This window comes from Parazoarcus communis SWub3 = DSM 12120, from assembly GCF_003226565.1.
Taxonomy (GTDB): domain Bacteria; phylum Pseudomonadota; class Gammaproteobacteria; order Burkholderiales; family Rhodocyclaceae; genus Parazoarcus; species Parazoarcus communis.
This window is the reverse complement of the sequence record NZ_QKOE01000007.1, coordinates 83,049-97,598: the sequence shown is the minus strand read 5'-3', so window position 1 is coordinate 97,598 and position 14,550 is coordinate 83,049. Positions and strand designations below refer to the sequence as shown.

Annotated in this window: 11 protein-coding genes; 5 read left to right on the top strand and 6 right to left on the bottom strand. The window is 61.5% G+C overall.

Features of this window, described 5'->3' with window-relative positions:
* Nucleotides 1–41: 41 nt before the first annotated feature.
* Complete coding sequence (gene clpB, locus DNK49_RS11845) at nucleotides 42–2,624, bottom strand: ATP-dependent chaperone ClpB (protein ID WP_110524773.1); 2,583 nt, start codon at nucleotides 2,622–2,624, stop codon at nucleotides 42–44.
* 434 nt (nucleotides 2,625–3,058) lie between these two features.
* Here clpB and DNK49_RS11840 point away from each other — a divergent pair, with 434 nt between their 5' ends.
* From DNK49_RS11840 to DNK49_RS11825, 4 genes are all read left to right on the top strand, one after another.
* A complete protein-coding gene (locus DNK49_RS11840) occupies nucleotides 3,059–4,498 on the top strand; it encodes a sigma-54 interaction domain-containing protein (RefSeq protein WP_110524771.1) in 1,440 nt (479 codons plus the stop codon).
* 251 nt (nucleotides 4,499–4,749) lie between these two features.
* On the top strand, nucleotides 4,750–5,241 hold the full coding sequence (locus DNK49_RS11835) for a hypothetical protein (RefSeq protein ID WP_110524769.1): 492 nt from the start codon (nucleotides 4,750–4,752) through the stop codon (nucleotides 5,239–5,241).
* Between the two features lie 39 nt (nucleotides 5,242–5,280).
* Nucleotides 5,281–7,323 carry an acyl CoA:acetate/3-ketoacid CoA transferase gene (locus DNK49_RS11830; protein ID WP_110524767.1) on the top strand — a complete coding sequence of 681 codons (2,043 nt, stop codon included), beginning with the start codon at nucleotides 5,281–5,283 and terminating at the stop codon, nucleotides 7,321–7,323.
* Nucleotides 7,324–7,575: 252 nt separating this feature from the next.
* On the top strand, nucleotides 7,576–8,079 hold the full coding sequence (locus DNK49_RS11825; protein WP_110524765.1) for a phasin family protein: 504 nt from the start codon (nucleotides 7,576–7,578) through the stop codon (nucleotides 8,077–8,079).
* 107 nt (nucleotides 8,080–8,186) lie between these two features.
* On the opposite strand, the gene moaE is transcribed toward DNK49_RS11825, so the two are convergent.
* The 5 genes from moaE to yoaA all read right to left on the bottom strand — a co-directional run bounded on the left by moaE (nucleotide 8,187) and on the right by yoaA (nucleotide 12,733).
* Entirely contained in the window at nucleotides 8,187–8,663 is a 477-nt protein-coding gene (gene moaE / locus DNK49_RS11820; RefSeq protein ID WP_110524763.1) for a molybdopterin synthase catalytic subunit MoaE, read from the bottom strand.
* Between the two features lie 3 nt (nucleotides 8,664–8,666).
* Nucleotides 8,667–8,921 (bottom strand): molybdopterin converting factor subunit 1, encoded by a 255-nt coding sequence (gene moaD, locus DNK49_RS11815; RefSeq protein WP_207806959.1) that lies wholly within the window; start codon nucleotides 8,919–8,921, stop codon nucleotides 8,667–8,669.
* A 5-nt stretch (nucleotides 8,922–8,926) separates the two neighbouring features.
* A complete protein-coding gene (locus tag DNK49_RS11810; RefSeq protein ID WP_110524759.1) occupies nucleotides 8,927–10,132 on the bottom strand; it encodes a molybdopterin molybdotransferase MoeA in 1,206 nt (401 codons plus the stop codon).
* On the bottom strand, nucleotides 10,132–10,626 hold the full coding sequence (mobB, locus tag DNK49_RS11805; protein ID WP_110524757.1) for a molybdopterin-guanine dinucleotide biosynthesis protein B: 495 nt from the start codon (nucleotides 10,624–10,626) through the stop codon (nucleotides 10,132–10,134). Before mobB ends, DNK49_RS11810 begins: the two co-directional genes overlap by 1 nt.
* Before the next feature lie 139 nt (nucleotides 10,627–10,765).
* A complete protein-coding gene (gene yoaA, locus DNK49_RS11800; protein ID WP_248279950.1) occupies nucleotides 10,766–12,733 on the bottom strand; it encodes a DNA repair helicase YoaA in 1,968 nt (655 codons plus the stop codon).
* Between the two features lie 196 nt (nucleotides 12,734–12,929).
* Between yoaA and DNK49_RS11795 the strand changes: the two genes are divergently transcribed.
* Complete coding sequence (locus tag DNK49_RS11795; RefSeq protein WP_211170861.1) at nucleotides 12,930–14,549, top strand: methyl-accepting chemotaxis protein; 1,620 nt, start codon at nucleotides 12,930–12,932, stop codon at nucleotides 14,547–14,549.
* The last annotated feature ends 1 nt before the right edge of the window (nucleotide 14,550 follow it).

The following is a 14,550-nucleotide window of genomic DNA, read 5'->3' as shown; positions in this document are numbered from 1 at the left end:
GGCACCTCTTTTACACTTTGGCCAATCTGGCCCCCTGAGACTCAGCCCGCCTTGGAAAACGTCAGCTTGCCCTGCGCAACGTCGACCCGGATCAGATCCTTCGCCGCAAAACGACCTTCCAGAATGGCTTTGGCCAGCGGGTTCTCGATCCGCTCCTGAATGGCACGCTTGAGCGGCCGGGCGCCAAACACCGGATCAAAACCCGCCTGCGCGATCTCATCCAGCGCTGCATCACTGACCTGGAGCGCCATCTCCAGTCGGGCGAGACGTTTTTCGAGGTACTGCAGTTGAATGCGCGCAATGCCGGCAATGTGCTTCTGGTCCAGCGCGTGGAACACCACCACTTCATCAATGCGGTTGATGAATTCCGGCCGGAAATAGGTTTTCACCTCAGCCATGACCGCCAGCTTGATCACCCCGTAGTCATCACCCGTCATCTGCTGGATCATCTGGCTTCCCAGGTTGGAAGTCATCACGATCACGGTGTTCTTGAAGTCCACCGTACGCCCCTGACCATCGGTCATGCGCCCATCATCCAGCACCTGTAGCAGCACATTGAACACGTCCGGATGCGCTTTCTCCACCTCGTCGAACAGGATCACGCTGTAAGGCTTGCGCCGCACCTGCTCGGTCAGGTAGCCACCCTCCTCGTAACCGACGTAGCCCGGGGGTGCGCCAATCAGCCTGGCCACCGAATGCTTCTCCATGAACTCGCTCATGTCGATGCGGATCAGGTGCTCCTCCGAGTCAAACAAGAAGCTCGCCAGCGTCTTGCACAGCTCGGTCTTGCCCACACCGGTGGGACCCAGGAACAGGAAGGAGCCGTACGGGCGATTCTCATCCGACAAACCCGCACGCGAACGCCGGATCGCATCCGACACCAGACGCACTGCCTCATCCTGCCCGACCACGCGTTGGTGCAGCTTGTCTTCCATCTGCAGCAGCTTGTCGCGCTCGCCCTGCATCATCTTGCTGACCGGGATGCCAGTGGCACGCGACACGACCTCGGCAATCTCCTCGGCCCCCACCTGAGTACGCAGCAACTTGTTGGGCGTGGCATTTTCGCCCGCCTGCTCGGCCATCTTGAGCTGCCCCTCGAGCTGAGGCAGCTTGCCGTATTGCAGTTCGGCAACCTTGTCGAGCTGACCCTTGCGCTGGAAATCAGCCATCTGCGCACGCAGCGCATCAATCTCTTCCTTGATGTGTGCCGAGCCAGCCACCTTGGCTTTCTCCGCCTTCCACACTTCCTCGAGGTCGTTGTACTCGCGCTGCAGCTTGGTGAGTTCGTCCTCGATCAGTTGCAGGCGCTTCAGCGAGGCTTCGTCCTTTTCCTTCTTGACCGCTTCACGCTCGATCTTGAGCTGGATCATGCGACGATCGAGCTTGTCCATCACCTCAGGTTTGGAGTCGATCTCCATCTTGATCCGCGCTGCGGCCTCATCGATCAGATCGATGGCCTTGTCCGGCAGGAAGCGGTCGGTGATGTAGCGATTGGACAATTCCGCCGCAGCGACAATCGCCGGGTCGGTAATATCGACGCCATGGTGGATCTCGTATTTTTCCTGCAGGCCGCGAAGGATCGCGATCGTGGCCTCCACCGTGGGCTCATCCACCAGCACCTTCTGGAAGCGGCGCTCGAGCGCCGCATCCTTCTCGATATACTTGCGGTATTCGTCCAGTGTGGTGGCGCCGATGCAGTGCAGCTCGCCACGTGCCAGCGCCGGCTTGAGCATGTTGCCCGCGTCCATTGCACCTTCGGCCTTGCCAGCACCGACCATGGTGTGGATCTCGTCAATGAAGAGGATGACCTTACCCTCTTCCTGAGCAATCTCCTTGAGCACGGCCTTGAGACGCTCCTCGAACTCGCCACGGTACTTGGCGCCCGCCAGCAGCGCTGCCATGTCGAGCGACAACACCTTCTTGCCCTTCAGGGTTTCGGGCACTTCGTCGTTGATGATGCGCTGTGCCAGACCTTCGACGATGGCGGTCTTGCCCACGCCGGGTTCGCCAATGAGCACCGGATTATTCTTGGTACGGCGCTGCAGGATCTGGATCGCGCGGCGGATCTCGTCGTCGCGTCCGATCACCGGATCGAGCTTGCCGCTGCGGGCACGCTCCGTCAGATCCAGGCAGTATTTCTTGAGCGACTCACGCTGGGCTTCGGCATCCTGGCTGCCAACACTGGCACCGCCTCGTACGGCTTCGATCGCGGCCTCCATGGCCTTGCGATTCAGACCATGCTCTTTGGCCAGGCGACCCGTCTCGCCCTTGTCATCGGCGAGGACGAGCAGGAACATCTCGCTGGCAATGAACTGGTCGCCACGCTTCTGTGCTTCCTTGTCGGTCAGATTCAACAGATTGGTCAGGTCGCGGCCGACCTGCACCTCACCGCCGTGGCCCTCGACCTTGGGCAGACGCTCAAGGGACTTGGCCAGCGCCGACTTCAGCGGTGGCACATTGACACCCGCCCGTTGCAGCAGGGAGAGGGTGCCACCATCATCCTGCCCAAGCATCGCCATCAGCAGGTGCTGCGGCTCGATGAACTGTTGATCATTACCCAGGGCAAGGCTTTGCGCATCGGCAAGCGCCTGCTGGAACTTGGTGGTAAGTTTGTCGAAGCGCATGGCTGACGTCCTGTAAGTATCGGGTTGATGGCTATGTGGGGGGCATCGCCGCCGCTTCAAGAGCTCCAGCAAAAAAAGCAGAATCGTCTCCACCCACTCATCTGGCCCACGCCGAAATGCAAATGCGTCGTTGCCTCTCCTCCGCACTCGCACGAGCGCTCGGCGAGGTGCGGTGGGGTGTCGCTTCCGGGGGCTGTCGAGAGCGCCGTAGCAGACAGCGTTGTGGCGGAATCAAGGCGGCACATGTTTGAGGGCGCGCAGCGACCGAGTTTGTGCCGACGCCGCCACAGCGCTGTCTGCTACGGGGAGCCGAAGGCCGCGAACGTCTGCCCCCGGAAGCAACAGCCTGCCGCGCCTGGGCAAGGTCCGCCGACAACGACGGATGAGCACATCCACACTGTTAATATTCGGGAAGTTACTCCACGAGCCCCGCGATGACCCTCACCGTTCGCCCTGGCTTCGATTACACCGACATTCGCCGACGCGCGATGCAGTCGCTGTTCGAAAACCTCGACACCCTGTGCGAAGGCACCATCGTGGTCGACGGCGATGCCCGCATTGTCTGGATCAATGATCGCTATGCCCGACGCTTCGGGCTCGACTCACCCGACCAGGCCATCGGACGCGAGGTGGAGGCCATCATTCCCAACTCTCAGATGCGCGCCGTGGTGGAGAGCGGCCAACCCATCCTGCTAGACATCCTCGACGCCGGCAGCGAAACCTTCATCGTCACCCGACTACCGCTCAAGGACGATGACGGCAAGGTCATCGGTGCGGTCGGCTTCGCGCTGTACGATCAATCGCGCCCGCTGCAACCGTTCTATGCCCGGCTCGGCAAGCTGCAGCAGGAACTGCAACACGCCCGGCAACGGCTTGCCGAGGCACGCCAGGCCAAATACACCTTCTCCAACTTCGTCGGCACCAGCCCCGCAGCAATGGAACTGAAGCGCGCCGCACGTCGCGCCGCCGCAACAGACGCCCCGGTACTGCTTCTTGGCGAAACCGGTACGGGCAAAGAGCTGATTGCCCATGCCATTCACGCCAGCTCGCACCGCGCAGCCAGACCCTTCATCGGCATCAATGTCGCTGCCGTTCCCGAGAGCCTGCTGGAAACCGAGTTCTTTGGCGCAGTGGCCGGAGCTTATACCGGTGCCGATCGCAAAGGTCGTCTCGGCAAGTTCCAGCTTGCCGAAGGCGGCACCCTGTTCCTCGACGAGATCGGCGACATGCCACTGGCGGTGCAATCGAAACTGCTGCGCGTGCTGCAGGAGCAGGAACTCGAGCCGGTGGGCTCGGACAAGGTCGTGCCCATCGACGTACGTGTGATCGCCGCAACCAGCATCGACCTGGTGCGCGCGGTCGATGAAGGTCGTTTTCGCGCGGATCTCTATTACCGCCTTGGCGTGCTGCCGCTGACCCTGCCCCCCTTGCGTGACAGGCTTCAGGACCTCGAATTGCTGTGCGAACACATCCTCGAGGACATCGCCCGCCGCAACGACCAGCCCCAACGTGATCTGGCCAGCGACGTGTTGCCACTGCTGGCGCAACAGAGCTGGCGCGGCAATATCCGCGAACTGCGCAACGTCCTGGAACAAGCGGTCATGTCGAGCGACCGGCCTCGCCTGCAAGCCAGCGATTTTCGCGGACTCCGGCATACCGCCCGAGCCCCGGCCTCCCCCTCGAAAAACGAAGTCTCGTCGCTGGAAGAAGCGATGAACCGGCACGAAGCACAACTGATCCGTACGGCTCTTGAGCGCAGCGGCGGCAACGCCACACTTGCGGCCAAGGTACTGGGCATCGGTCGTGCGACGCTCTACCGCAAGCTGCAGACACACAACATCCATCTCAATTCCGAGACACAATCTCAATACTGAGACAGTTAATCAATTATATTTTTATCAAAAAAAATCAATCAATTAAAAAACACCCCCAACTAGACCTGAATAAACTCGGGGCTACGCAGGCAATCAAGTCTCAAAATCGAGACACCTTACCACCTCTCGGCACCCAATAGAAACAATCTATATATAAATATCAATAACTTATCCGACTGGCACACGATCTGCTTATCCGCTGCTAACGGCCCGTAGAAGCGCCGTACCCTTCATGGAGGAGACCCGTGATCATGCAGTTTGCTGCACTCGACGTCGCCGATCGTCCCGCTACGTCAGCCCCCCTGCTTGCGCGCCATGCGTTGCAGCACCCAGCCGCCCCATCGCGTCGCTACCACCACATGCTGCTGGCAACCGACTTCTGTACGACGACCGACCACTACCATCGTCGCATCATCGCCCTCGCGGGAAGACTGGCCAGTCAAGTCAGCCTGCTGCAACTTGAACCCGACGCAGCAGAAGACGCGGAAGCCGCCTCCTCATCCATCTTGCTCGACGGTCTCAGTCAGCGCCTGTCGCTGTCCCCCACGCTATGTTGGCTAAGCGATGTTAGCGGGCTTTCGCCCCTGCTCTACCGTGCCATTATCGATCATGGCGTGGATGCGATCATTACCGGCGCCCCCGCGTCACGGCCAGCACTGTCTCACTGCAGTCACATTGCCTCGCTCGCCGGCCCCCTGGGCTGCCGCGTCATCCTGATCAACGACGACCCCGATCGCGACTGACCCGCAAGACACCCGCCAACAACAAGAACGGAGACCGCCATGATCCGCCATGCGTCCACCCACGCTCAACGCCGCAGGCTGCCCACACATCCCATCCTGAGCAACGACGCCTTGCCTCGCCGTGGCAAGGTGGTCAGCGCCGCCGATGCGGTACGTCTGATTCGCCCGGGCGACACCCTCGCGACCGGTGGCTTCGTTGGCATCGGCTTTGCCGAAGGCGTGGCCTGTGCGCTTGAAGCCTTGTTCCTCGCCGAGGATCCCGGTCCATTTGGCCGACCCCATGATCTCACCCTGGTCTATGCAGCAGGACAAGGCGATGGCAAGCACCGTGGGCTCAACCATCTTGGCCACCCCGGCCTGGTAAAGCGGGTCATCGGCGGGCACTGGGGCCTGGTACCCAGCCTGCAGAAGCTGGCAGTCGACAACCTGATCGAGGCCTACAACCTGCCCCAGGGCGTCATCACCCACCTATTCCGCGATATTGCAGCGGGCAAACCCGGCACGCTGACCCGGGTGGGTCTTGGCACCTTCGTGGACCCGCGTCACGGCGGCGGCCGCATCAACGCCCGTACTCGCGAGGAATTGGTACAGCTGATGCCGGTTGGCGGAGAGGAGTACCTGTTCTACAAGGCCTTCCCGATCGACGTCGGCATCATCCGCGGCACCACCGCCGACCCGGACGGCAATATCACCATGGAGAAGGAAGCGCTGACCCTGGAGGCATTGGCGATTGCAATGGCCGCGCGCAACTCGGGCGGCATCGTGATCGTGCAGGTCGAGCGCATTGCCGAGCGCGGCAGCCTGAACCCACGCATGGTGAAGATTCCCGGCATTCTGGTCGACTGCGTGGTGGTCGCCGAGAAACCCGAGCATCAGATGCAGACCTTCGCCGATGCCTACAACCCCGCCTACTCGGGCGAGCTGCGGGTGCCGGCCTCATCGCTGCCGGTCATGGCAATGAATGAACGCAAGATCATTGCCCGACGGGCGGCGCTCGAACTGGCACCCAACAGCGTCGTGAATCTGGGCATCGGCATGCCCGAAGGCGTCGCCTCGGTTGCCGCCGAAGAGAAGATCATCGACCTGCTGACGCTGACCACCGAGCCCGGTGTCATTGGCGGCATTCCCGCTTCGGGCCTGAACTTTGGCGCAGCGATCAATACCGATGCGATCATCGACCAGCCCTATCAGTTCGATTTCTACGACGGGGGCGGTCTGGACATCGCGTTTCTTGGCCTGGCCCAGGCAGACCGGGAAGGCAATCTGAACGTCAGCCGCTTTGGCCCACGCCTGGCCGGCGCGGGCGGCTTCATCAACATCAGCCAGAATGCCCGCAAGGTGGTGTTTGTCGGCACCTTCACCGCGGGCGAGCTGCAAATTGCAATGAAACAGGGGCAACTGTCGATCCGGCGCGAAGGCACGACGCAGAAGTTCGTGCCCGAAGTCGAACACCGCACTTTCAGTGGAGCCTATGCGCGCCGACGTGGCCAGCCCGTGCTCTACATCACCGAACGTTGTGTGTTCGAGCTCGACGACGACGGCCTGGTCCTGACCGAGATTGCTCCCGGCATTGATCCCGAACGCGACATCTACCCACACATGGGCTTTCGCCCACGGCTTGCGCCCCGACTCAAGCAGATGGATGCACGCATCTTCCGCGATGAAGCAATGGGCCTGCGTGAAAACCTGTTGTCGATTCCGCTGGATCAGCGCCTCAGTTACGACGCGCAGCAAGACCTGTTCTTTGTCAATTTCGAAGGCCTGAGCATTCGCGCTGCCGACGAGATCGAACAGATCCGCGAGCACGTGGAAGCCTGCCTGCAGCCGGTCGGGCACCGGGTAGCGGCCATCGTCAATTACGACAACTTCTCGATCACACCGGAATTGCTTGAGCCTTACGCGGAGATGGTGCGCGGACTCGTTCAGCGCCACTACTCGGCAGTCACCCGTTACACCACCAACACCTTCCTGCGCGCGCGGCTGGGTGACGCCTTTGCCCACCGCGAGCTGACCCCAAACCTGTATCCGGACCCGGACTCGGCACTGGCACAGCTTGACGCACTCGGTCAGGACATGGACTGAACCCCCTCCATCCCCGCCCTCGGGCCCTCTCTGGGTGACAGGCTCCCCCCTTGGCTGTCGTGCAGCAACATCAACGCACCGACAGGATGAAACTCGATTGCCCGCAATGCACCAGTATATGCATGGGCTGTGCTATGGTTACTGCAGAGGCGAGGACAGGGGTGCCATTTGCACCCTCTGAGGGAACGACAGCACGCGAGACGCTGCCGGTGGAGCCTCTGAATCCATCAACAATATGCACGGAGGGTTTCTATGGCAACGAACAAACAGGATCAATTCAACGAGCTTCAAAAGAAGAATCTCGAAGCAGCCATGCGTCTTGCCCAGTTGTCGATCGAGAACTCCCAGCGTGTGATGGAGATCCAGGTCGCAACCGCCAAGTCCCTGTTCGAAGAAGGCGTGCAGAACGCCAAGGCATTGTCCTCGATCAAGGACCCGAAGCAGGCCGTCGAACTGCGCACCCAGTATGCGCAGACCACCACTGAAAGGATGTTGTCCTGCGCACGTGAGATCGCCGAGATCACCACCCGCACGCAGGCCGAAGTCGGCAAGCTGGTGGGCGAGCAGTTGACGACCGGTAGCGCCGATGTGTTCGAAGCCATGCAAAAGCTGTTCAAGGGCATGCCAATCACCGACCAGAACGCGATGGGCGCCATGCAAACGGCAATGGACACCACTCGCGCCGCTTTCGAGCAAATGACCCGCGCATCGGCCGAAGCCTTCCAGGCCTTCACCCAGGGCGGCAAGCGCAAGTAAGGCGCTGGCACTCGAAACGGCTGATGACAGAACGGCGCCCATGGCGCCGTTTTCATTTCCATCACGGCGGAACACATCCACCGTCAGTAACTTCCCCTGGAAGGCGCCTACTCGGACGCAGCCGGCTCGCCCATCGGACCCCAGCGACCGACAGCTTTGTCATCACTTTCCCGCGCGTCCACCCAGCGTGCGCCCTCTGGCGTCTGCTCGCGTTTCCAGAACGGTGCTCGCGTCTTCAGGTAGTCCATGATGAACTCACAGGCCGCAAAAGATTCGCCGCGGTGCGCACCGGCAACCCCCACGAACACAATGCGCTCACCCGGAAGCAGCGCACCGTGGCGGTGGATCACCCGCACCGCCAGCAGCTGCCAGCGCCGGCCCGCCTCGGCGACAATTTCTTCAAGCGCACGCTCGGTCATGCCGGGATAGTGTTCCAGCGTCATGGCTGAGACGCTGCTGCCATCGTTGGCATCCCTCACCAGGCCAACGAAGCTCGCCACCGCGCCGACATCCAGACGCCCCGCCGACAATGCCGCAATCTCGGCACCGACATCGAAATCCGCTTCCTGCACGCTCACGCTCATGACTCAGCCTCCGGTCACCGGTGGAAAGAACGCGATCTCGTCACCTGCCTCAATCCCCTCTTCCGCACGCGCCATACGCTGATTGCGCGCGGCACGTACATTACGCCCCTGTGCCAGCGCGTCCCAGCCCTCACCACGCGCAGCCAGAAAATCGCGCAACTGGCCAACCGTACCCACGCCCTCGGGGAGTGTCAGCTCTTCGTTGGCCCGACCGACCGCCTCGCGCAGACTGGCAAAATACAGAACTCGTAAGGTCATCATCATCACCAGAGCAAATCGCCATATGGCAGGAAACGCACCTTGTCGCCAGCAGCCACCGCCTGCCCCGCAGGAATGTCGACCAGCCCATTGGCCCAAGTGGTGGAGTTGAGCGCCGCGGCCCCCTGATTGGAGAACAGCTCGACCGTGCCCGCAGCCGTCATCCGTGCGCGCAGGAACTCACGGCGGCGGTCAGGCTTCGTCCAGTCGAAACCTGCAGTCAGCAACACGGCTTGCGGTGCAACCTCGATCGCCCCCTGGGTCGCCAGGATGAAGGGCCGCACCATCAACAGGAAAGTCACGAAGCTCGAGACCGGATTACCCGGCAGGCCGATGAAAGCAGCACCATGGACGCGCCCATACGCCAAGGGCTTGCCCGGCTTCATCGCAATCTTCCACATGTCGAGGCTGCCTTCGGCCTCGACCGCCGGCTTTACATGGTCCTCCTCGCCAACCGAGACCCCGCCGCTGGTAACGATCAGATCGTTACCCTGCGCGGCCTCGCGCAGCACCTTGCGGGTAGCCTCGAGATTGTCCGGCACGATGCCCAGATCCGTCACCTCACAGCCCAACTGGGTCAGCAGCGCACGCAGCATGAACCGGTTGGAGTTATAGATGCCACCCGGCGGCAAAGGCTCGCCCGGCATCACCAGCTCACTACCGGTCGAGAATACCGCCACCCGCATGCGCCGCAACACTGGCAGCCGGGCCAGCCCGACTGACGCAGCCAATGCCAGCTCCTGCGGGCGCAGGCGCACGCCGGCACCCAGCACCTCGGCGCCGAGGGCGACATCCTCACCCGTACGCCGTACCGCCTCACCCAGCCTCGGCACGTGATTGACGACCACTGCATCGCCGTCGTGCTCACACAACTCCTGCATCACCACCGCATCGGCTCCCTCCGGCAGCGGTGCCCCCGTGAAGATGCGCGCGGCCGTCCCGGGCTGCAAGGCGGTACCCACACTACCGGCAGGAATGCGCTGACTGACCGGCAGGCGCGTGCCTGATTCCGGCACATCGGCAACGCGTAAGGCGTAGCCGTCCATCGCGGAGTTATCCATCGGCGGCTGCGCGATCGGCGAGTGCTGGCTGACGGCCAGCACCCGGCCTGCGGCCATCATGGTGTCGATCTCCTCGATCTCACGAACCGGTCGGACGTGACCGAGCAGCTGGGTATAGGCTTCGTCGAAGGTGAGCATGTTTGCGTTCATCAGTCTTCTGCAGAATAGTCGAGGATGAAGGTGGCAACAGCGGCCGGATCATTCAAAGGCAGACAAGGCAAGGGGCAATCCAGTTCTGCATCGCTTGCCACCGCAACCACATGTGGATTCTCCGGCCACAATGGCGGCTTGCCGTGTGCCGGGCGGTGAATCTCGATTTTCGGAACGGCGGCGGCCTTGTAGCCCTCGATCAACACCAGATCGCAAGGTGCCAACAGACGCAACTGCTCGTCCAGATCCGGCTCGGGCCGACCGCGCAACTCGTGCATCAACACCCAACGCTCATTGGACAGCATCAACACCTGGGTGGCACCCGCCTCACGGTGACGGTAGGAATCCTTTCCCGGGCGATCAAGGTCGAAGCCGTGGTGCGCATGCTTGATCACCGACACCCGCAAGCCACGCGCGGTGATCTCGGGAATCAGCTTCTCGACCAGTGTCGTCTTGCCCGAGCCGGACCAGCCGGCAATTCCAAAAACTTTCATCACATCACGCCGGACAGGCGCCAGGGTGTTCGGGATCGAGAGAATACAACAAGCTCGCCACAGACGGACTTGATCGCGGCCAAGTCCAGCGGTTTACGAGCGAATCGCGCCACGCCCCCGTCGGCACCAGACCGGTTCATCAATCCGCCGATCTGGGCGGCGGCAGGGTTTCGAGAAATGCCACCGCCTCGGACTCGACCCGAGTACGCCGCATTGGCGGCAAGCTGCGCCACACAACCTTTCCGTACGATTTCTCGATCATCCGTGGATCGCAGATGCACAGCACGCCGCGATCGCGCTCGGTGCGGATCAAACGGCCAGCGCCTTGCTTCATGTTGATCACCGCGCGTGGCAACTGGTGATGGATGAAGGGACTCAGCCCTTGCTTCTGCATGTGCTCGACACGGGCGGCCAGCACCGGGTCGTCGGGCGGCGCAAACGGCAGTTTGTCGATCACCACCAGCGACAAGGCGTCGCCCGGAACATCCACCCCTTCCCAGAAGCTCTGGCTGGCCACCAGCACGGCATTGCCAAGCTTGCGGAAACGGTCGAGCAGCTCGGTACGCGACCCTTCCCCCTGGAGCAGCACCGGTAAGGTCTCGCCGGCCTGGGCCAGGCCTTCGACGATCAGCTCGTGTACCCGGCGCATCGCCCGCAACGAGGTACACAACACAAAGGTTCGCCCGCGTGCTGCCCGGATCAGGGGCAAGGCCGTGCGTGCGACCGTTTCGGTAAAGTTCGGCGAATTGGGCTCGGGCATGCCCTGAGGCGCGTACAGCAAAGCCTGCTGGGCGTAATCAAAGGGACTTCCCCACACGGCGGTCTCGGGAGGCGGATCCATCCACGCCAGCCCCAACTCCCGGCAGTAATGTCCAAAGTCGTTTCCCACCGCCAGCGTCGCCGATGCGAACACCCAGGCGCGCGGCTGGTTCTCGAGCTGACGGCGGAATACGTCGGATACATGCAGCGGCGTGGCATTGAGGGCAAGCGACTGAGAGAACACCTCGACCCAGCGGATCAGGTCCTTCTCGTCCGGGCTGGTCCAGCGTCCCAGGCGTTCGCGCATCTCCTGCACCCGTCGCAGACAGTTGGCAAGACCCTCCGAACGCTCTGCCTGGGTATCGAGCACGGTTTCCAGGTCCTCAAGTGCATCGGCCATGGCGGCCACTGCTGCATCGAAACCTTCCTTTTCTTTCGCCTGTGCGACCGCCAGCCGGCTGGTTTCCATTCCAAAGACCAGGCGTAGGTCGCGCGCGGCCTTTTCCACCACACGGGTCTCGTCGATCAGTGCAATGCAGTCACGCGCACCAGCCAGCCCCTCAGAGCGGGTATCTCGGGCGAGCTCCAGCACCTGCGAAGTGGAGACGGTCTCGCCAAAGAACAGGCTGGCGGTTTCCGGCAACTGATGCGCCTCGTCGAAGATCACCGTATTGCAGGCCGGCAGCAACTCACCCATGCCCTCGTCACGCAACATGACATCCGCAAAGAACAGATGATGATTCACCACAACCACATCAGCCTCCATCGCAGTGCGACGAGCCTGCATGACAAAGCACTCCTTGACCTGAGGGCATTCCTGACCAAGGCAGTTGTCGCGGGTGGAGGTTGCTGCAATCCAGGCTGCGGAGTCCTCGCGTACATCCGTACATTCCGCTTTGTCACCGGTATGCGTAATCCGGGCAAAACGCGAAATCGCACGCAGATCCGCTGCATCTTGCGGCGTCTGGAAACGACCATCGCGCTCGTTGCGCTCGAGGTGGTAATGGCAGACGTAGTTGGCCCGCCCCTTCAGCAAGGCAATCGACACCGGCACCTTGAGCGCCGCGCGTACGGTGGGCAGGTCACGATTGAAGAGTTGATCCTGCAAGGTCTTGGTCCCGGTCGATACGATGACCTTGCCACCCGACATCAGCGCCGGTACCAGATAGGCAAAGGTCTTGCCGGTACCCGTCCCCGCCTCCGCAACCAGCACCCGGTTGGCACGGATGGCTTCTGCAATCTTCTGCGCCATCTCGATCTGCTGCGGTCGCGCACAGAAACCGGGAATGGCACTGGCCAACGGGCCATCGGGTGCGAACAGGGTGGAAGCGTCGTAAATCGACATCATGGCTGGCGAGACGTGAGGTGCGACATTCTACGCCGCGTTACCGGGCACGGCATCTCCATCGGCATGACTTGAACGCGTACACAGAAACGATGCTAAGGTTATTTAAGTTTACGACGATATATCGATATAACCCGGCAAACCAACGTGTCACAACTGACCACGTATCTTGGACGAACGCGAAATTCGCCCCTCAATCATGACAATCAAGAAACAGCTCTTCATGCTTACCGCACTGACCTGCGGTCTTTTCATCGGTGCGATCGTTCTGACCATCGTCCAGATGCAAAGTGCGCAACAACGCATACTTGCGTTCATCGACACCGAGCTCAGCCTTGAGCGCGACATGACAAACGCGTACGCACAAGGTCTGCAGATGGGGCAGGCGCTACGCAACATACTGCTCGATCCGTCCAACCCCACTGCCTACCAGAACTACGAACGAGCTGAATCACAATTTGATGAGCTAACGCGCAAAATCATTGCCAACCCTCAACTTCTTGACGGCGGAGCGGCCACGGCGACCCAATTGCACACCTTGCAAACAGAGTGGAAACCACTGCGTGACAAGGTCATCAATGACCTTCGCACCGAATCGGCGCAAACGGCCCTCGCCACCCTCGTCCAGCAGGAAACCCCGGCCTGGCGCAAGGTACGTGACCTGCTTCTCGGGCAGATCCGCTTTCTTTCGAGCGCAACAGGCGAAACGCGCGAGCTGTTGATCAGTGATCTGGCCCGGGCTACTCAGATCGCCGGCGCACTATCGGCCGTCGCCTTCGCCCTGTGTGTGATGATCGCCCTCTTCATGACCCGACGCCTTTCCGCCCAGCTCGGCTGCGAACCCGCGGAGGCCAGCAACATTGCCCAGCGCATCGCATCGGGCGACCTCCGCGGTCAGTTGAGTCACGATGCCCCCAAAGGCAGCCTGCTTCAGGCCATGCAGGCCATGCAGACCGGGCTGGACCGCACCATCCGTGATATCCAGCATCACGCAGACAACGTCAATGCATCCGTATCCGAAATCCGCAGCAAGGAGGAGGAGATCAGCCACGCGTCCATGCAGCAGAGCGACGCATCGAGCGCAATTGCAGCCTCGGTCGAGCAACTCACTGTCAGCATCGGCCAGGTATCGGAGCATGCTGACGAGGCAGATCGACTGTCTGGCGACAGCTCGCGGGAAGTGCAGCAAGCGATCACCGTGATTGATGATACCAGCCGAGCCATCAACCTGATTGCCACACGGATGATCGACTCAGCTGCAGTCATGAACGAGCTCAAGACTAGCGCTGAAGGCATTTCCTCAATCGTGAAGGTCATCCAGGACATCGCCGGTCAGACCAATCTGCTGGCGCTGAATGCCGCCATCGAGGCGGCAAGAGCGGGCGAACAGGGGCGGGGTTTCGCGGTGGTGGCAGACGAGGTCCGCAAACTGGCCGAGCGTACAGCCCAATCGACCAGCGAGATCACCGCAATGATTGAGCGCGTGCAGCTCAATGCCGGCGAGGCGGTCAACAGCATGAGCGAAGGCCAGCAACTTGCGCAACAAGGTGTCGATCAGGCCACGCGCGCGGCTACGGTCATTTCCACCCTGGACGGAAGCGCCCAGCAGGTGCGCGAGGCCATTGCCGCCATCAATTCAGCTTTGCGCGAGCAACGCACCGCGAGCAACGAAATTGCCCGCAAGGTAGAGCAGATCGCCGGCATGAGCGAGCACAATCACGCCTCGATCTCCGCCCTGCTGAGTCAGGCCAATGCCTTGGAGTCGCTGGCTCAATCCCTGCGGCAGACCGTGGGCCGCTTCCAGCTGGAGTCCAGATAGA